The 19,938-nt window shown below is 37.2% G+C and carries 18 protein-coding genes and 1 pseudogene; 3 read left to right on the plus strand and 16 right to left on the minus strand.

The genetic code is table 11. From position 1 onward, the window contains the following. The first annotated feature begins 367 nt into the window (after positions 1 to 367). Together helD and VF726_RS22200 are read left to right on the plus strand one after the other, a co-directional pair. Complete coding sequence (gene helD / locus VF726_RS22195; protein WP_440172163.1) at positions 368 to 2,698, plus strand: RNA polymerase recycling motor HelD; 2,331 nt, start codon at positions 368 to 370, stop codon at positions 2,696 to 2,698. An 86-nt stretch (positions 2,699 to 2,784) separates the two neighbouring features. Continuing rightward, entirely contained in the window at positions 2,785 to 3,348 is a 564-nt protein-coding gene (locus tag VF726_RS22200) for a hypothetical protein (protein ID WP_440172166.1), read from the plus strand. Between the two features lie 168 nt (positions 3,349 to 3,516). On the opposite strand, the gene VF726_RS22205 is transcribed toward VF726_RS22200, so the two are convergent. The 3 genes from VF726_RS22205 to VF726_RS22215 all read right to left on the minus strand — a co-directional run bounded on the left by VF726_RS22205 (position 3,517) and on the right by VF726_RS22215 (position 6,906). Beyond that, positions 3,517 to 4,965: an MDR family MFS transporter gene (locus tag VF726_RS22205; protein WP_440172169.1), complete on the minus strand. Its 1,449-nt coding sequence runs from the start codon at positions 4,963 to 4,965 to the stop codon at positions 3,517 to 3,519. 22 nt (positions 4,966 to 4,987) lie between these two features. Beyond that, positions 4,988 to 6,379 carry an MFS transporter gene (locus VF726_RS22210; RefSeq protein WP_440172172.1) on the minus strand — a complete coding sequence of 464 codons (1,392 nt, stop codon included), beginning with the start codon at positions 6,377 to 6,379 and terminating at the stop codon, positions 4,988 to 4,990. 161 nt (positions 6,380 to 6,540) lie between these two features. Then, positions 6,541 to 6,906 (minus strand): DoxX family protein, encoded by a 366-nt coding sequence (locus VF726_RS22215; protein WP_440172174.1) that lies wholly within the window; start codon positions 6,904 to 6,906, stop codon positions 6,541 to 6,543. Between the two features lie 271 nt (positions 6,907 to 7,177). Here VF726_RS22215 and VF726_RS22220 point away from each other — a divergent pair, with 271 nt between their 5' ends. Further along, positions 7,178 to 7,663 carry a MarR family winged helix-turn-helix transcriptional regulator gene (locus VF726_RS22220; RefSeq protein ID WP_395592145.1) on the plus strand — a complete coding sequence of 162 codons (486 nt, stop codon included), beginning with the start codon at positions 7,178 to 7,180 and terminating at the stop codon, positions 7,661 to 7,663. Between the two features lie 66 nt (positions 7,664 to 7,729). Here VF726_RS22220 and VF726_RS22225 read toward each other — a convergent pair whose 3' ends face one another. From VF726_RS22225 to VF726_RS22285, 13 genes and pseudogenes are all read right to left on the minus strand, one after another. Continuing rightward, positions 7,730 to 8,989 (minus strand): FtsW/RodA/SpoVE family cell cycle protein, encoded by a 1,260-nt coding sequence (locus tag VF726_RS22225; RefSeq protein ID WP_440172177.1) that lies wholly within the window; start codon positions 8,987 to 8,989, stop codon positions 7,730 to 7,732. Positions 8,990 to 8,995: 6 nt separating this feature from the next. Continuing rightward, the gene (locus tag VF726_RS22230; RefSeq protein ID WP_440172180.1) at positions 8,996 to 9,403 is read right to left on the minus strand and encodes a PadR family transcriptional regulator; all 408 of its coding nucleotides are present in this window, start codon (positions 9,401 to 9,403) and stop codon (positions 8,996 to 8,998) included. 4 nt (positions 9,404 to 9,407) lie between these two features. Beyond that, on the minus strand, positions 9,408 to 9,941 hold the full coding sequence (locus VF726_RS22235) for a sigma-70 family RNA polymerase sigma factor (RefSeq protein ID WP_440172182.1): 534 nt from the start codon (positions 9,939 to 9,941) through the stop codon (positions 9,408 to 9,410). A 254-nt stretch (positions 9,942 to 10,195) separates the two neighbouring features. Next, positions 10,196 to 10,606 carry a DUF2283 domain-containing protein gene (locus tag VF726_RS22240; RefSeq protein ID WP_440172184.1) on the minus strand — a complete coding sequence of 137 codons (411 nt, stop codon included), beginning with the start codon at positions 10,604 to 10,606 and terminating at the stop codon, positions 10,196 to 10,198. 158 nt (positions 10,607 to 10,764) lie between these two features. Continuing rightward, on the minus strand, positions 10,765 to 12,447 hold the full coding sequence (gene glpD / locus VF726_RS22245; RefSeq protein ID WP_440172186.1) for an aerobic glycerol-3-phosphate dehydrogenase: 1,683 nt from the start codon (positions 12,445 to 12,447) through the stop codon (positions 10,765 to 10,767). 133 nt (positions 12,448 to 12,580) lie between these two features. Next, the gene (gene glpK / locus VF726_RS22250) at positions 12,581 to 14,071 is read right to left on the minus strand and encodes a glycerol kinase GlpK (RefSeq protein WP_440172188.1); all 1,491 of its coding nucleotides are present in this window, start codon (positions 14,069 to 14,071) and stop codon (positions 12,581 to 12,583) included. A 12-nt stretch (positions 14,072 to 14,083) separates the two neighbouring features. Next, a complete protein-coding gene (gene glpF, locus VF726_RS22255; protein ID WP_060629826.1) occupies positions 14,084 to 14,905 on the minus strand; it encodes a glycerol uptake facilitator protein GlpF in 822 nt (273 codons plus the stop codon). Positions 14,906 to 15,133: 228 nt separating this feature from the next. Beyond that, the gene (gene glpP, locus VF726_RS22260; protein ID WP_061686224.1) at positions 15,134 to 15,694 is read right to left on the minus strand and encodes a glycerol uptake operon antiterminator GlpP; all 561 of its coding nucleotides are present in this window, start codon (positions 15,692 to 15,694) and stop codon (positions 15,134 to 15,136) included. 84 nt (positions 15,695 to 15,778) lie between these two features. After that, positions 15,779 to 16,231 carry a helix-turn-helix domain-containing protein gene (locus VF726_RS22265; RefSeq protein ID WP_440172191.1) on the minus strand — a complete coding sequence of 151 codons (453 nt, stop codon included), beginning with the start codon at positions 16,229 to 16,231 and terminating at the stop codon, positions 15,779 to 15,781. Between the two features lie 282 nt (positions 16,232 to 16,513). Then, positions 16,514 to 17,586: pseudogene (locus VF726_RS22270) on the minus strand (DUF3994 domain-containing protein). Positions 17,587 to 17,614: 28 nt separating this feature from the next. Beyond that, entirely contained in the window at positions 17,615 to 18,271 is a 657-nt protein-coding gene (locus tag VF726_RS22275) for a DUF7018 domain-containing (lipo)protein (protein ID WP_440172193.1), read from the minus strand. A 292-nt stretch (positions 18,272 to 18,563) separates the two neighbouring features. Continuing rightward, positions 18,564 to 19,415 (minus strand): DUF2935 domain-containing protein, encoded by an 852-nt coding sequence (locus tag VF726_RS22280; RefSeq protein ID WP_087985653.1) that lies wholly within the window; start codon positions 19,413 to 19,415, stop codon positions 18,564 to 18,566. 172 nt (positions 19,416 to 19,587) lie between these two features. Next, complete coding sequence (locus VF726_RS22285) at positions 19,588 to 19,788, minus strand: sporulation YhaL family protein (RefSeq protein WP_000449230.1); 201 nt, start codon at positions 19,786 to 19,788, stop codon at positions 19,588 to 19,590. Positions 19,789 to 19,938: the final 150 nt, after the last annotated feature.

The raw sequence follows: 19,938 nt of genomic DNA on the forward strand, positions 1-19,938 counted from the left end.
GACCGCAACTCCAATTATAACAGCGATTTTTAAAATATATCGACCGCAACTCCAATTATAACAGCGATTTTTAAAATATATCGACCGCAACTCCAATTATATCAGCGATTTTCATAATATATCGACTAACCGACAGAAACTGACAATAACTGCACCCCCTCTTAAAACACAAAAAAACCTCGATCCACGCCATGCGGAACCAAGGTTTATCTTATTATCATTGATTAAATGAAAAAACTATGTTAAATTAGTACAGAAACACGTTTCAAAAAAAATACAAAGAACGTATTTATCCGTATCTTAATTGTACACCAAAACATATCTTCAGTCAACCTCTATTTTTCACTTTTAAAGGAGTGCTTACCGTATGAACAAAAAACTTGATTTAGAGCAAAAACGATTGGATACCGTAATCGAAACGATTACGCAGCAAATTGATAAACTGGAAAACGAAACTGGCAGACGCCGGGTAGAAGTAATCAATATTCGTAAACACTTTTGGGATGATGTGAAAGTGAACACGGATACTTTTGATGATTATCTTGAAACAGTTATCAACTTAAGACAACAAGCTCAGTCATTAGCTGTCACACAAATTACCCATAAGCACACCTTTAATCGACTTGCCGCATTAAGACGTATGCATAAAGCACCTTACTTCGGAAGAATTGATTTCAAAGAAGAAGGAGAATCTGCTGCGGAACAAATTTATATTGGCGTTGCTACACTTACTGATGCTAGCGGAGAAAACTTTCTTATATATGACTGGCGCGCACCCATTTCGAGTGTGTACTACGATTATCCACCAGGGCCAGCTGAATACAGTACACCAGGCGGCGTAATTCACGGTAACGTGGAGAAAAAATTACAATACATTATTCAAAATGGCGAGATTGATTCTATGTTCGATACGAGCCTTACAATTGGCGATGAAATCTTGCAACAAGCGCTCGGAAAAGGTACGAACAAACATATGCAAAGTATCGTTGCTACGATTCAGCGCGAGCAAAATGAAATTATTCGTCACGATGAAGGCCGACTCCTTATCGTACAAGGAGCTGCTGGTAGTGGTAAAACGTCAGCTGCCCTGCAACGAATCGCCTACTTACTATATAAATATCGCGAATGGCTAAAAGCGGATCAAATTATTCTCTTCTCCCCTAACTCTATGTTCAACAGCTACGTTTCTAACGTACTACCTGAACTCGGTGAAGAAAATATGCAGCAAGTTACATTCCAAGAATATTTAAACCATAGATTAAGTAAATCATTTGACGTGGAAGACCCTTATGAACAATTAGAATATATGTTAACTGAAACGAATAACCCTATCTATAAAACGAGAAATGCGAGCATTCGCTTTAAAGCATCTACTCAATTTTTCGAGATGATTAGAACGTACAGACAATCTCTTGAATCATCAGGCATGCTATTTAGAGGAATGAAATTTAGAGGAAAACTGATTGTCTCTGCGAAAGAAATTACAGAGCAGTTTTACAATACCGATTCCTCCCTCCGCTTTCATAATCGAATTGAAAAGTTAACAGATTGGCTTAATAAACAAATAGATGCAATCGAAAAAACAGAACTGAAAAAACCTTGGGTAGAAGAGGAAATTGAATTACTTAGTAAAGATGAATACCAAAAGGCTTATAAATATTTACAGAAAAAAGGCGAGTTTGACGACAACTCCTTTCAAGATTTTGAGAAAGAAACAAGAGTACTTGGGCGTATGATTGTCCGTAAAAAATTGAAGCCGCTTCGTAAAGGCGTTCAAACATTGCGTTTCATCAACTTCACAGGCATATATAAACAACTTTTCACAGATGCATCATGGGTTGCTGGGGAAAAACCGAAAGAGTGGGATGACATTTGCTCATTAACAGTAAACATGCTCGATGAAGGAAAGCTATATTATGAGGATGCGACTCCATTTTTACTTTTAAAAGAGTTAATTGAAGGCTTCCAAACGAATAGATCGATTAAACACGTACTCGTAGACGAAGCGCAAGATTATTCGCCGTTTCAGTTCGAATTTTTAAAACGTCTCTTCCCTGCTGCAAGAATGACTGTACTTGGAGACTTTAACCAAGCGATATTTGCCCATGCGAGTGAAGCAGTGAACTTCAATACACTTACTAGCTTATACGGACCAGACGAAACAAACGGCATCAACTTAACTCGTAGCTATCGCTCAACAAAACCGATTATTGAATTTACACGTGCTCTCGTACCGGAAGGAAAGAACATTCACGCCTTTGAACGTGATGGTGAGAAACCTACAGTGACAAAAGTATCGAATGACAGCGAACTGCACGAACGTATTACTGCCAAAATTGCTGCACTACAAAAAGAGCAGCACAATACGATCGCAATTATATGTAAATCTGCAGCTGAAAGCGCCGCTGCCTACGAGGCACTTCGTCATATCGAGAATATTAAACTCGTGAAAAGTAACTCAGCCGAGTATGAGCAAGGCATTGTCGTAATCCCTGCTTACTTAGCGAAAGGTATCGAATTTGACGCTGTTATTATTTACAATGCGTCTAAAGATGTATACAAAGATGAGAGCGTTCGTAGATTGTTCTATACTGCTTGTACGCGCGCGATGCATGAGTTGCAACTTTATAGCGTTGGCGAGATTAGTCCTTTTATACTTGGGGCTAATTCGGAAAGTTTTGAGCTTATTACACCTTGATACTAATCAAGGTGTTTCTTTTTTATGCAGGATTTACACCTTAAAAGTAGAATATATCATTTTAGAAAAAGCTAAGGAGTGAAAAGATGAACCATTACTTTATCGCTATTTATGACGGCCTGTTTCCTACCGACAAATTACATAACATTTTACAATCTAATCCTACTTTTACTGACCTAAACGTCCGCCCTCTCGAAATCTCATCACCAAGACCTTTCACATTATTAGTTGGCGCAGAACACGATGCACTTACAACTGGACTTACAGACAAATACCACTTATTCACGAAAGAGTTGCAAACACTTGAGCAGCAAGAAAAGTACTACTATGTATACGATTATAAAATTAGAAAGACCATCGAGAATCCTACCCAAAAATGCTTTCCATTAGCACAAATCAATATAAGTGTTACGAAATTCCATCAGATGATTCAAAAAGTAAAAGACTTAAAACGACCTGTATTTGCAGGTTATAACATCGTCTCTCATGATTCAAGTTTACTTACGATTGATGTGCTCCTTTCTTCACCTTTCTTGGATCCTAACACTTCTGAAAAAGACGCGGAAGAATATGATTATTTACAGCAGCTAGCTGAATCAATCTCTCGTTCTGAATTATGTACATCTATTAAAGCGAGTTCACTTATTTAAACATAAAATGAAACTTTATCGCTAAGTTAGAGCTGTTCCATTATAAATTTAAAAAGGTGTGCTATCCGAAAAATACTATTTTAATAAGACGGAACCCAAATCAAATTACTATGTAGGAACAAAATAATAAAGAGGGTAGCCCTCGGCATACCCTCTTTACTTCGTCCCTTAACTTTCTGAAGTCTGCGAGCGTTTTATAAACAAAGCTACAACGACTGCAAGTAACGCCAAACCAAATCCAATCGTAAAAGCATTATGCACGCCCGAAACCATCGCTTCCGTCAATTGAGCTGGGTCAGTTGGATTTGAAGATGCATCCAAATATTTCTTTTGTCCGGAAGTCATAACGCTAATAAAGAAAGCAACTCCTACCGCACCCGCTACTTGTGATAGAGTATTTAAAATTGCTGTTCCGTGAGGATAAAATCGCTTCGGAAGTTGGTTCAAACCGTTCGTTTGCGCTGGCATCATAATCATTGAAATAGATACCATCATAGTGACATGTAATAGGATGAAAGTTATTTTAGACGTATCTGCCGTTACTTGTGTAAAGAACCACATCACACCTGCTAATAATATCGTACCAGGAATAATAAGCGCTCTTGGACCAAATTTGTCAAAGAGCTTCCCTGAAATTGGAGAAAGCAGACCATTCAATAAGCTACCTGGAAGCATGATAAGACCAGTTGCATAGACAGTTAAGCCTAAAGCACCTTGGAATAGAAATAGTAGTAACGTCATTGTTGAGAACATCGTCATCATCATAATCGTCAATAAAATTGTCGTTAGCGTAAACATCGGATATTTAAATGCACTAAGATCTAGTAATGGCTCTTTCAATTTCAATTGACGTAATACGAAGAATAGAATTGCTACAAGACCAATTAGGATTATGCCATATACTTGGAAACTATCCCAACCTTCACCTGAGCTACTAAATCCATAAACAATCCCGCCAAATCCAATTGTAGATAAAAGAATAGATAATACATCTACCTTTGGTTTAGTAGGCTCTGAGACATTTTTTAAATAAATAAACGCGAAAACGATAGAAAAAATTGCGAATGGAAGAACGATATAAAATAGCCATCTCCAGTTCCATGTTTCCAAAATGATACCTGAAAGTGTCGGTCCAATAGCAGGAGCGAACATGATCACAAGCCCAATACTCCCCATTGCCGCTCCTCTCTTTTCAGGAGGATATAGAAGGAGAATCGTATTCATTAATACGGGCATCATTAATCCCGTACCTGCCGCTTGTAACAAGCGACCCACCAATAGTATAGAAAATCCAGGTGCAATTGCACTTACAAATGTACCGAAAGTAAAGACTACCATCGCACCTATGAATACTTGTCTTGTTGTAAACCATTGTACTAATAAAGCAGAAGCTGGAATTAGTACAGCAACTACAAGCATGTACCCTGTTGAAAGCCATTGAAGAGTTGATGGTGTTACATTCAACTCAATCATCAATTGCGGAAAAGCAACGTTCAATAATGTTTCATTCAAAATGGTAAAAAACGCCCCAATGATCATCGATATTAAAATTGGGAGTCTTTTCACATTGTCAAAATCCTTTGACTGCGAAGAAACAGATGCAGTTTGAGCATTCATACATAAACCTCCTCGTATTCTTTTATAAACTTTTATTACCTTTGCTAGTCATATTTAACGTAGAAGCACCCATACCAAATTGAAAACGATACAGCACAACTACAAGTAGGATCAACAATGACATCACGCCGAAGATATTACTATACATATTTGCAGCTTCATTTGCAACAAAAGGATTGAGTTGTAGCGAAGTAGAACCATTATCAAGCAATTTCCCTACTACACTCATAGCCATCGCGCCAGATATGAAATTAATCATCGACAGTAAACCCATTCCAACACCTGTCTCTCCCTTTGACAATGTTTGCGAAATTGTATTAGACATTGAAATCTGCATAAAGGTCTGTCCTACATTTCCGAAAATTAAAATCAAGGCAATGATAAACGCTGAGACCCCGATGAAAGTAGATAATAATGAGAAAGCAAGAAATATGAATATCGAGGCAATAAAAACGAGTGCAAAGTTGCCCCGAGTATCAGCTAACCTTCCTCCTTTTCTTCCCATAATTGCCGAGGCAATCGCAGCTGGAACTAAAACAAAACCAATATTCGAAGGAGTCAATCCATTTACTGCCGATAGAAATTGCGGCGTCATAAATGTCATACTAAAACTCATCGCTGTCGTCATAAAAGCAAGGAGTAACCCAATCGAAAAATGCTTATTTTTAAACAGAGTCGGTTTAAGAAAAGGTTCTTTAGCTTTTTTAATCCGCAGAATGAAGAATGCTAACATAACAAATCCCCCAAGGAATAACAGCACTTGCATCTGCGTAATGGCAAGCAAGAAGAACGCGACTGATATAGCTAATAGCCCTCCGCCAAGAACATCAATACGACCCGCCTTCCCTTTTGCATTGTCTAAATACTTTCTAAAGAAAGGTAGCGTCAGAAGCGGTAGTAAAGAAAGAACAAACATGAGCCTCCAGCTTCCAAAACTCGTGATTAATCCTGCTGCAACGGGGCCTAAAGCATTACCAAGCGCTAAACCAACTGCTGAAGTTCCAAGTGCACGCCCCCTTTTCTCTGGTGCAAAGTACCTGACTGGAATGATCATCGCCGTCGCTGGAAGAACAGAAGCTCCCGCTGCTTGAATGACACGCCCAAAAATAATAACCCAATACTCAGTAGCAAGTAAACCAAGCAAGGAACCTAAAGCGAAAATAAGTAGTCCATACGTTAACAAATCTTTTAGCCGATATTTATCCGCCAGTTTTCCCATCACGATGGAACCAACAGCGTAAACAACCATATAACTAGTCATAATCCAACTAACCTCTGACGGAACAAGGTTGAATTCTTTCCCTATCTCAGGAAGAGCTACATTAAACATCGTACCGTTCATAACCGAGAATATTAGCGTAACGACTAAAACTCCTAGCAATTTATCCGCGTTTTGTGATGATTTATCTACCATCGTGTAGACCTCCTTCTCTTTTTCCGGTAATCTATTCAGATTTAAATGAGTATCAACATAATGAATATCCTCACTAATTTATTATAATGAGGATATCCTTTTTACCGTACGTGCTCAGTTTCTACTTCTCTTCAATCGAACCTACTAATCTACAATTTACTCTACAGAAGTTCTGTTACTGCTGAAGAATGAACGAACGCAAGAATTAACGCTACAATCATAAGTACTGCTGCCGGCATCATTTTACCAACTGAATCTTTAACACGAATATGGAACAATACAGCTCCTAACATAATACAAGCAATCCATAGTGCCGCTAAAACGAGTATTACCTCATTCCAAAAACCAAAAATCAGTCCTACCACTCCTGCTAAAGCGATCCAACCTGTCGCAATTCTGAACCATTGAGGTAAACCTAAATGAGTGAAAGCCTCTACTTGCATCTTTGCTCCCGCAATTTTACTCACACTCGAAAAGAAAAATGCAAAAATTAATAAACATTGAAGTACTAGTGCTACAATAGTCATGTACAATCCTCCTTTATATGTGTTTTTAAAGTATTGCTATTGAATCATGAAACGACTTACATAAATACACCTCGCTCTATTATCGTTTTCTATAGACCCCTGCATCAGTTATAATAGTAATTATCCCGATATTACACATTATGAGCATATGATATAATGAGGTTACTCACTAACTATTTATAATATAGAGAGGATACTCACTAATAATATACAATATATTTATGAAACGTGCAAAAATGAACTACAAAATAATGAGGAGGTCATCCCATTCATGAAATCAAATTATCCAGCTGCAATAGATATCATCCATATATTAATGCAATCGACCAACTATGTTCAAAGAGAATTTCAATCTCAATTGTCAGCTCTTGACACACCTTATCATCTAACAGGGCCAAGGCTACGCGTTCTATCTACCGTTTCTGAAAATGGCCCCATTCGAATGAATGCATTAGCTGCTAAATTAGGCGTCAAAGCACGTACAGTTACCGATTTTGTCGATGCACTCGAACAAGACAAGCTCCTAATTCGTATACCAGATCCAACTGATCGCCGAGCTACATTAATTCAACTTACTGAACGCGCGCAATCTAATATGGAGCAGGCGCTCGCATTCCAAGACAAGGTCGCAAACGATATTTTGCAAAATCTCACATTAGAGCAGCGTGAGCAGTTTTTTGAACTTCTATTACAATTAATAAAAGATAAGCAAATTCCTGATTCATGCGGAGAAGTTGAAAACGGAAAAACTTGCTAGGTGTACTCATGCAAAAAATAAAACCACCTAAGTCCTAAAGAATATAGGGAACGGGTGGTTTGTTTTTTAAGCTGACTTTCTCATTGGAATATCTTTACGCCTGTATACACTTAGTACGATTCCCATTAAAAGTGCATGAAATAAAGTTGGTGTTAATCCATAACTAATAAAAGGTAGTGATATAGCAGTAATCGGTAATAAACCTAAAACCATACCAACGTTATAAAGGAATTGAACTACGAAAAGGGTCATTCCCCCAATGAGAAGCAATTTACCATACCGGTCATTTACCTTATAAGATATAACCATTATCCTTACTACAAAAAGAGAAAGAATTAAGACAAGAATCAACGCTAGCACATATCCATAATAGTAAGTCAAACTCGCAAATACAAAATCAGTATGGGCAGCAGGGATTGGCTTTATATTTTCAGATGCGCCTAACCAGCCTGTTGACGAAATTACCTCTTTTAAACGTATATATATAAATCCTGCTCCACCTGCATCTTTTTCTGGATTTAAATACCCTAAAATTCTATCCAAGTGATATCCCGAGGACCAGGAAAAGGATACACTGATAATACATAAGCAAATTGGTACAACTGTAATAATCCATGCCGTTTTCTTTCCTAGCTTACTCCACCAAAGCATCATGAATACCATCGTGATATAGATAAAAATTGGTGAAAGAGTTGATACAGTTAAAAATAAATACAAAGAAAATAAATATAACATCAGAAGGTGCCTAACCTTTAGCCTACTGTTATTGAAAAAAGAAGCCCATGCTAACAGAAAAAATGGTACAGCCATTAAACATTCCATTGCAATTGGACCAATATTTATTAACGGTTCTCCATTCATTGAAGCGTTTGAAAAACTCCTTATCATTAACAGGATGAGTACTCCGATCGTATAAAACACCCACCCCATTCTCTCTAATTTCCGATAGTCAATCAGCATCATCCCCAAAGCCGTTACAACACCAAGAATAACAAATACCACTTTATTCATTAGTAAATCATTCGTATGCCCAAGAGCTACTATTGGCAAAAATCCTAATCCCATCGCAGCCACTAATAAACCAATTAAGAACCAATCAACCTTTGGCTTATGTAGTTTGTTAAGCTCTTGCCCAAGTTTGATCGGACTTCCCATTTGTTCAACAGCCTTATCTTCAGCAATTTCCTCACTTAACCCTTTTTCTATCCACATATTCTTCGCCTGTTTTAAGTGAAAGTCTAGTTCCGTTGCTACCAAGTCCTTCGCTTCTTTTGATTTAATATGGTTCGTAACTTCTTTTAAAAACTGCTCCCCTTTTTTGTTCAATTTTTTTCACTCCTGTACTAATCCTTTTAATATAATTCGTGCCTTCGTAGCATTCTTATCTGCCTTTCGTAGCATCTTGTTTCCTTTATCATTTAATTGATAATATTTAGCTCCCGCGTGGTCCCAGCTAGATTGGATAAAGCGATTCTGTTCTAGACGATGTAATAAAGTGTATAGAGACCCTTCATCACCTTCAAATTTTTGAATCCCTCTCCCACGCAGTAACTGAATCAATTCATAACCTGTTTTTTCATTCATAAGAAGTTGCAACACTGCTAAAAGGATATCCTCTTCCTTTTCGGACGATTGATTGATTTTTTCACGTACCCGCTTCCGGTGCTGATCAGAAAAACTCAAATGTTTAAACGTTGTATTCTCCATTGATTTTCGCAGGCCTTTTAATCGATCTTCCATTTGATTATTCCTCCAATCCTTTCTTCAAAAGCTCCTTCGCTTTTTTCAGTCTCGTTTTTATCGTATTTTCCTTCACTTCTATTACCGTAGCAATCTCTTTAATTGATAGCTCTTCATAATAAAATAGATAAATGACTTCTCGGTATTTTATCGGTAAACTCATGACTGCAGAAGCCAGTTCACGATCCTCTGCATTTTGAATGACAGTTTGTTCCACACTTTCTTTTTGACTCTCCATATACGTAAAGTCATCCTCTGTAACGATAACTTTTTTGTTATACCAACTTTTTAAATAGTCCTTACAATGATTAATCGCGATTCTCCACAGCCACGTTTTCACATTCGAATTCCCTTTATATGTATGAAGAGATTTATAGCATTTCACAAATATATCCTGCGTTAAATCCTCCGCAACCTCTTTATTATTCACATATGAATACACAAGCTGTAAGACTTCTTGTCCATACTTGTTCATTATTTCGTCGATAAGGTCCTCCTTATCTTCTATTTCAAACACTTCTATCGTTAATTCATCCACATAATTTCCTCCTTCCCATATATTAGACGATGCACTGTATGGAAAAGTTTTATAAATTTATAAAAAATAAGGACGGCAATAACGCTTTTTATAAAACACTGCCGCAGCAACTTACATATAATAAACCGAATAGTCGTTACAATACATTCACCTAAAGAGCGTCTTTCTCCCACGGCGCTCTTTAATTTTGAAATCCTCCTTCAAGAACCGCTAAATAAAAAAAGAACCCATTTAACCTGGGGTCCCCCTTCTGCCTAATACTCACTTAAAGAGTCTAATATGTCATAACCATACAAAGATGGATTCATAATATCAAAACCAATAAATTCTTCATACTGATTATCTGCAAAATAAAATACAACATGATGAAATACTACTTTTTGCAAAGGATTGTCTTGAGAAACCCGAAATGAGTATATGCATTCCTTATCGTTTGAAGTTTTCTTTTTATATATTTTACTCCTATTTGTTAATCCTTTTAATTTACTTGCATTTTCTCCAAAAAACTCAATCCCCACTATGCGATCAAATTGATCTATATCTACATTCAGTTTTGGATTTTCTTCCAATTCTTCAGTCGATTCAATCTCAATTTCTGAAGTAAATGGAATTACATACAGATATGCCATCTGGCTTTCGGGATCATACGTAATTATATTTTTCATGTTACACCTCATATTGGTATCTTATTTTTTTATTACATTTATCTCGATAACCTAAATATTAGGTTTTTAGGTTATAAAATACAAGTGTAGCATTTAAAATTCTATACATAACGTACAAAAAAACCACCTAAAGGCTCTCCTTCAGGTGGTTTTCTGTTTTATGCTAACGCAGCTGCCTGCTCTTGTTGATCTACAGGAATAACAGCGTCTGTTAATGCTTTTTCTAGTTCTGCTGTGTATTTCATTTGCTCTTCTTTGCTCCAGCCTAGTTTCGCAGCCATGTAGTTGATTACTGCTTCTTTCCACTCGTATACCCAGTGGATGTTGAAGAATACAGCGCCTCTGCGGCGTACGAAGAAGTCAACTGGTTTTGCTGTCATTTCGTAATCCATTGCGTATACAAGCGGGATTAGAACGTCAAGCGGCATGTTGTATTCTTTCGCTTCGTCTTTATGTTTTTTCGCTAAATCGAATAGTACGTCTACGTTAGAACCGTAGAATTTCGCGAATTCTTCTGCTTGTGCTGTCGTTAAACCGTATTTCGTACCTTCGCCTGCTTTTTTCGCAACGAATGCTGGGAATCCTTGTGAACCACTTACATGTCCACCAGAGATTGGCATATGTTTCGTGTCGCTCTTCGCATATGCACTATGACCTTCTTTTTGTAGTAAGTTCGTTACATAGTCTACTACCATTTCAGCCATTTTGCGGTATCCTGTTAATTTACCACCTGCGATTGTAATTAAACCAGATTCAGAAGTCCAAATTTCGTCTTTACGAGAAATTTCAGATGCACTCTTACCTTCTTCGTAAATTAACGGACGAACACCAGCCCAGCTTGATTCTACATCTTTTTCTGTAATTTTCACGCTTGGGAACATATAGTTAATCGCATTAATGATGTATGTGCGATCTTCTGTTGTCATTTGTGGTACAGCTGCGTCTTTATCGTAGAACGTATCTGTTGTACCTACATAAGTTTTTCCGCCGCGAGGAATCGCGAACACCATACGTTTATCTGGTGTATCGAAGTAAATCGCTTGGCCTAATGGGAAACGTTTTTGGTCAATTACTAAGTGAACACCTTTAGATAACTGAAGTACTTTTCCTTTTTTCGAGTTATCTTTTTCACGAAGTGTATCTACCCAAGGACCAGCTGCATTTACAATTTTCTTACCGTACACTTCATATACTTCACCGTCTAGTAAATCGATTACACGTACACCACATACTTTTCCATCTTTATATAAGAAACCGTCTACTTTTGCGTAGTTAACAGCTTTTGCACCGTGTTCAATTGCTTCTTTCATTACTTCAATTGTAAGACGCGCATCGTCTGTACGATATTCTACGTAGTAACCGCCGCCTTTTAATCCTTCTTTTTTTACAAGAGGCTCTTTGTTTAATGTTTCTTCACGGTTAAACATTTTTCTGCGCTCGCTTCGTTTTACGCCTGCTAAGAAGTCGTATACACGAAGACCAATTGATGTACTAAATGATCCGAACGTACCGCCTGTATGGAACGGAAGTAACATCCACTCTGGTGTTGTTACATGGGGACCGTTCTCATATACGATCGCACGCTCTTTACCCACCTCTGCTACCATTTTCACTTCAAGTTGTTTTAAATAACGTAGACCACCGTGTACAAGTTTCGTTGAACGACTTGATGTACCTGCTGCAAAGTCCTGCATTTCAAACACAATTGTTGATAACCCGCGTGTTGCTCCATCTAATGCAATACCAGAACCAGTAATACCTCCACCAATTACGATCACATCTAACTCTTGTTTATTTACTCCGTTTAATACGTCTTTACGTTGTTTACTTGAAAATTTCATGGTAATTCCTCCCTTTGATAACGAAAAAAGAGACCACAAACTCCGCTATAGATTTCGCCTCTATAGCGCGTTGTGGTCTCTCCAAATCTCCTACCGAATTATTAACTTGTCACCATTATAACACTGTTTATGATTATTTGAAAGCTTTTGTTGCTTCAATTGCTTTTTTCCATCCAGCATATAGCTCTTCGCTTGTTTCCGCTTCCATCGTTGGTTCAAAGCGTTTGTCCATATGCCACTGTTCTTTAATTTCATCTTGGTTTTTCCAATAGCCAACCGCAAGACCAGCTAAATATGCTGCCCCTAAAGCAGTCGTTTCATTGATCACTGGACGCTCTACAGGAACATCTAAAATATCACTTTGGAACTTCATTAAGAAGTTATTTTTAACTGCTCCGCCATCAACGCGTAATGTTTTTAGTTCAATACCTGAATCTGCTTCCATTGCGCATAATACGTCTTTCGTTTGGTACGCTAAAGATTCTAGCGTTGCACGGATGAAATGCTCTTTCGTCGTACCGCGCGTTACACCAAACATAGCGCCGCGTACTTCACTATCCCAATACGGTGTGCCTAAACCTACGAATGCTGGTACAACGTATACACCTTCAGTTGATGCAACGCGTGATGCGTACACTTCACTCTCACTTGCATCTTTAAACATGCGCATTCCGTCACGTAACCACTGAATTGCAGAACCTGCTACGAAAATACTTCCTTCTAATGCATAGTTTACTTTACCATCTATTCCCCATGCAATTGTTGTTAATAGGCCATGCTCAGAAGCTACCGCTTTTTCACCTGTGTTCATTAACATGAAGCAACCAGTTCCGTAAGTATTTTTCGCCATACCTTCACCGAAGCAAGCTTGTCCAAATAATGCCGCTTGTTGGTCACCAGCTACACCTGCAATCGGTACATTTTGACCGAAGAAGTGATAGTCAATTGTTTCTCCATAAATTTCAGATGATGGACGTACTTCTGGAAGCATGCTCTTTGGCACTGTTAACATATCTAGAAGCTCATCATCCCACTGTAAGTCGTGAATGTTAAACATTAATGTGCGTGATGCATTTGAGTAATCTGTTACGTGCGCTTTACCGCCAGATAATTTCCATACAAGCCACGTATCAATTGTTCCGAATAATAGATCGCCATTTTCTGCTTTTTCTCTTGCACCTTCAACGTTATCTAAAATCCATTTTACTTTCGTACCAGAGAAGTATGCGTCGATTAAAAGACCTGTTTTTTCGCGAACCGTTTCGCTATATCCTTTTTCTTTTAACTCATCACAAATTTCAACTGTTTGACGAGATTGCCATACGATTGCGTTGTAAATTGGTTTTCCAGTCGTTTTATCCCAAACAACTGCTGTTTCACGTTGGTTCGTAATACCGATACCAGCGATTTGTTCTGGTTTTACATCTGCTTCGCTTAAGCAAGTTGCGATAACTGCTAAAATAGATCCCCAAATTTCTTGTGCATTATGCTCTACCCAACCTGGCTTTGGAAAATGTTGTGTAAACTCTTTTTGAGCTGAATGAACAATTTCACCTTTTTTATTGAAAAGAATTGCGCGTGAGCTAGTTGTTCCTTGGTCTAAAGAAAGAATATATTTTTTCATATCGGTTTCCCCCTATGCTACTTTTCTACTATTTGTATTGCTTTCACTTTTTTTACTTGTCATATAAGAGATTGCTAGTACAATCACAGTTGCAATAATCACATAAATAAGTGCTGCATTTTGTTTTCCTTCAAATACAACTTGATGGAATAATCCTGCAAGTGATCCACCTAAAATTGGACCAACTACTGGAATCCATGCATACTTCCAGTTTGAACCGCCTTTTCCTGCAATCGGAAGGAAGAAGTGTGCGATACGCGGACCTAAATCACGAGCCGGGTTAATCGCGTATCCTGTTGTTCCACCTAATGATAAACCAATACTTACGATTAAGAAACCTACGATAAATGGATTTAAACCATCTGCAAATTTATTTGCTCCAATTGCTAATATACCAAATACTAAAACGAATGTTCCAATCATTTCACTTAAAAGGTTTGTAAATGTGTTCGGAATTGCTGGACCTGTTGCAAATACACCTAACTTTGTTCCTGGATCTTCTGTTTCTTTCCAGTGTGGTAAGTAATGTAAATATACAAGAACTGCCCCGATAATTGCCCCAATCATTTGTGCTGCGATATAACCTGGTACGTCACTCCATGGGAACGCTCCCTTAAACGCTAGTCCTATCGTTAAAGCCGGATTCAAATGTGCCCCACTAATTGATCCAACCGCATACGCTGCAACCGCTACCGCTAAGCCCCAGCCCATTGTAATAACAATCCAACCAGAATCTTTCGCAAACGATTTCTTTAAACTTACACCAGCACAAACGCCGCCACCAAGTAAGATTAACAACGCAGTCCCTACTAACTCTCCTAAAAATGCTGACATAGTATCCCTCCACAATCAATTTAAACGCTTCCAAATGTGATAGAGGTAAAATGAATGGCCATTCGTTTTTGTCAAAAGAAAAAGACCCACAGCTTTGCACGCTTCTATATAAGTTTATATAGAAACAATGAAATGTGGATCTCTACTTTTCTCCGTCACGTTTATTAACTTGTCTATAATGTTAACCTCTCATGAAAGCGGTGTCAACAGAATTTTTTCACATTTTCGTCACTTTTTTTGGTAATGTTTCCATAGTTCGCGTTTTGATGTCGTAATTGCTGTCGCACCAGCATGTAACGCTTTCTCCACATCATCAACTGTACGAATAAAACCACCCGCCAAAATCGGTACACCAGTGCGCTCTTTCACTTCAGCGATAATGTCCGTCATTGCCCCTGGAAGCACCTCAATATAATCCGGCTTCGTCTTTTCTAACAGATTGCAACTCTTCTCCATTGCACTAGAGTCGATTAAAAAGATACGCTGAATTGCCACAACGCCCTTTTGCTTCGCCTTCATAATGACGCTCGCCTTTGTTGAAAGTAACCCGTACGGTCTAAACTCTTGGCATAAATACTCCGTCGCATGCCCATCACTCTGCAAACCATGAATTAAATCCACATGTAAAAACACCTTTTTACAATATTGCTTCGCAAGTGATATAACACTCCTCAATTGACCGACATGAATATCCAAAATAACGATATACTCATACGAACTATGTAACAACTTCTCCAAATCTTTAATTTGCCTCACTGCCGGCAAAATCTTCTGTTCATGAAATTCCATTCTAAATGTCCCCTTCTTTATGTCATCCTATCCTTTATAGTACACAATTTAAGTGAAAAGAACAGCTAGTGTAGGGGATTTCTTTCACTCTCTATATATTTTTTTCAACTTATCAGAAGCTGTTCCACATATAACCATTAATATGAGCGGTAAAAAATTCATTACATATGGTGCATCTGCTATAATTGTAATATTTGCTCCAGCAAACTTATTTAGTAGCCACACAACAATTTTTGTAATAAATAAAAATACTCCCATCATGAATAGACTATCGAAAAACACCTTCCATTTTGGATATGCCAATTGCTTACTATCTTCGATTACTTTCTGCGTCAACTCTTCATCGCTCCTTAACAACTCATCAATCGTAATACCGAACAGATCGCTTAAATGAATAATAATTTCAATGCTCGGATAGTTCTTTCCCGTCTCCCACTTCGAAACAGACTGCCTACTTACATGAATTTTTTCAGCCAAATCATGTTGCGACCAATTTCGTTTTTCTCGTTCTTGTTTTAATCGTTCACTAAAAATCATACTGTGTTTATCACCTCTCTACGTCTAGTATGGGCAAATAACTGGTGAAGAGTAAAGCGAGTTGTCGTTGCATAGCCTGTGCAACTTGTGCGTTACAGGTTGTAATTGCGCTATGTATTGTGTCAATTCCATATACTTTTCTTCTATAATAATTTCCCGAACAATAATACAAAGAACGGATACACCACTATTATGGATAGCGCCAGGGAAATTAATGAAGAAATACAATTAGAACGAACAAAAAACCCTGTAAAATTTCTTACAGAGTTTTTTGCCAAGTATTTATTGTTTTGCATAACGAATACGAACATTATCGTCCATATGATAAATTTGTAATGGTTTCCATCATAGTTTTGTAATTTATACATCATACTATCATTTGTTAACTTTACTTCTTGACCGTCTTTAACTGCTTTGGTTACTTTTAAGGATAGCTGGAATGACGGAACATCTACCGCATATGTTCCTGTTAGGTAGTTATCTTTATTCGGATAAGAACCATTCGCATAGGACTCAAATGTTTTATCACCTTTTAGTACTAACGTAGTTTTTACGCCACTACCGTAATCAATACCCCAATTCCCAATAATCTCAGTACCATCTTTGATGTTCTTCTCCATGTTTCCATAATTAATTCCCAACTCTTCACTTGTACCAACTGTACCTACAAATACTCCCGTTTTAGCTTGGCTTTTATCTGTTTGAGCCTGACTACCAGTAGTTGGGTTTGTCGGTGTAGGACTACTTGTTGTACTAGTTGATTTTTCTGTGGCTGTATCACCTTTTATTTCGGATCTTAACTTATCGAATGTAGGTTTCCAAATACGTTTTGCTTCCTCTAGTTTTGTATTTGCTTTATTTAAGATTTCCTTATCAGTCTCTAAGCTGAAGCCTTTCTCGTTGAATAACTTCTCTATTTCACTGAATGTTTCTCTTAGTTTACCTGTCGCTCTTTCAATCTCTTTTTGGTCTTCTTTATGTTTTGGCGGTGCGTAAATCTTCTCTATCTTATCAAATACTTTATAGATGTCTTTAATACTATCTAATACCTCAGCTTTTGATTTATTTCCATTTCTCAAATCCCTTACAGAAGCATCATAGTAATCAAATCGTCTTAACATATCCTGTTCAATGTCTAATAAATACTGTGCATAATCTTCATCTAAAACTCGAACCTTTTGAACATCTTTACTTTCTTCTTTCGAATTAGTTGATTTTTCTTTCGTTTCAGCAGCCTTAGATTTACTTGTTTCTTCTGTCTTTTCCTCTTTATTTGCCGAATCTTTTACTGTAACACAACCACTTAATAATATGGCAACTGGAACTGCAGCAGCTATTAGTTTTTTTACTTTCATACCTCATACCCCTTTAAGTCATTTGTTCTTAGTTGGTTTTACTACCGATACTCTTCGCTGCTTCTTCAAACAGTTTTGAACCTTCTTGTGCTTTACTTAATGATTGATGCATTTTACTCTCATCTTCTTGGTCTAATGCATCAAAGAGAAGTTGGAAACAATCCGCATACAGTTCCATTGATTGCTTTATCTTCGCTTGTTCTCCCTGTAATTCAGGAGGCGCTTGTAAATTCTTCAGTTTCTTCGTTGTTGCCTTTGCTCCACCTAAACTCAGTTGTACTTCACTTTTCTTTTGTTTGTATGATTTTACGTCTGAATCTGCTATTCCTTCAATTAATTTCATTGTATCTTCAATTTGAGTAGCACTGTTTATGATATCTGCCTTGTACCTTTCAACATCTGAACCCGTTACCTTACCAGTTGAAGAATTAGAAGCAGTTGAATTATTACCTTGTTGACTACTTGATGAACTACTATTTGTACCTTCACCTTTCGCTACAGATAAGCTATCCTCTTTCTTGCTATCAGTTGACTTACTCTCTTTGTCAGCAGACTTACTCTCTTTCTCTACCTTTTGCGTTTCTTCTTTCTTTGGTTCAGCTTTCTTACCATCAGTTTCAATTGTAATACAACCGCTCAATAACATAACTGGTAACGCTAAACTTACTAATTTCTTTGCTTTCATGATTACTAATACCCCTTTATTTGTAAAATGTAGTGCAAACAAGTTAACATACTTAACTAAGAAATTCCCCCCGAATAATTTCTTAGCATCTACTATCCATAGATTTCCTGTATATTCATAATCTTTCCATATATCATTTTACAGAGAATTACATATTTGGTCAAAGAGATTTATGTAATCTTTAAAGAGACATTTACTAAAAGAAAAGGAATTTTAATCACAAAGAAAAGAAGCTAACAATAAATTGTTAACTTCTCAGCTGAAAATAAAATATTATCTTTCCTGATCTTTTCTAATATCTAGGTTGTGATTGAATATTTGTAAGGTGAACATCATACATATCAATGATCTCAAGAAATCTATCAGCTTCACGGAAAACATGGTCTGCTAATAACGGATGAATGATACTCTTTATTTTACATTGCTCAATTAAATCACGTGCTGTTTTCTTAAAATCCCGAAGAGATGCAACCGACACACGATTTTGATCTAAAAATTGATCTAAAAGAGGGACTGTTTGGGATTGTGGTTTCATAGATTCTAAGTCAATTGCTTGATACATCAGTTCATCAAAATCATTGCTGAAATTCCTTGCTGTATCTACAAGCTTTCGTTCCGATGGATCAAGAAGATGACCAATAAATTTAGCATGGTCTGCCATAATCCTTAGAAAGAAAACATTTTCTTTAATAATAGCATCAGGAAGAGCATCTAATTTACCTTCATTTAATTGTATTAAACGTTTTCTAAAATAATCAGCTTCCCTACTCGTATGGTCAACTAACAGCGGAAAGTTATTTTGTCCTGGCAATTTACATGTGAGAATCAATCCTAAAATTTTTCGTTTAAACCCCCAAATATTAGTTGCGGCTTGTTGTACTTCTGCATTAAATCTTTTTATTTGCTCAGGATCTGTTTCATTTGTATAGGAATGCGCTATTTGTTCAATATGTTCAAACAATCGATAAAATTGATTCGCCTCTTCAATTAGTTGCGTATCCTCGCATCTAAATCCAAGGCGAAGAAAAAAAGAATGCTCTTTCATGATTCTAGACCAGAAACGAATTTCATTTAATGAACGCTCAACAAACATTACAGATGTAACACCTGTATCAGGATGTAATGATGTTTCATCCCTATGCATTGTTAATCCCCCCCAGTAAATAACACGCTAGTTCCATTCTTATGAGTAGAAATATATATAAATACCATCAATAAAAGTTCATGATGAATTTCGTATACATGCTCCCCAAAAAGAAAAAAGGCTACCACCTAGATGTAAACTCTTACTAGTTGGTAGCTATTCAAAATTTCTATTAAAGCAACACCGAATCCTTATCACTACTCTGATTACGTTTCTCGCGCTCTTCTTCTAAACGCTTCATATACACTTCGCCTTCTTTTTCAATAAACTCATTATCCATCTCTTGCTCTTTTTTCGAAGTATATAAAACCATGTAGCCACTTAATACGATCCCAACGATTACAAGATACACCCACCATGGTAAAGTTTCCACTGTACTTCATTCCTTTCCTTAGACAAGCCTTATTAGTTTCACTGTATGAGGAAAGAAGTGGATTTATGCTTAAAATTTATCCCGCTTTAATGGGCAGTAAGACCCCCACCTCAAAATTCAGCGAAGCAAAGAAGTTAGGCGTGGGATCAA

The sequence above is a fragment of the Bacillus sp. Brlt_9 genome (assembly GCF_051948935.1).
GTDB lineage: Bacteria > Bacillota > Bacilli > Bacillales > Bacillaceae_G > Bacillus_A.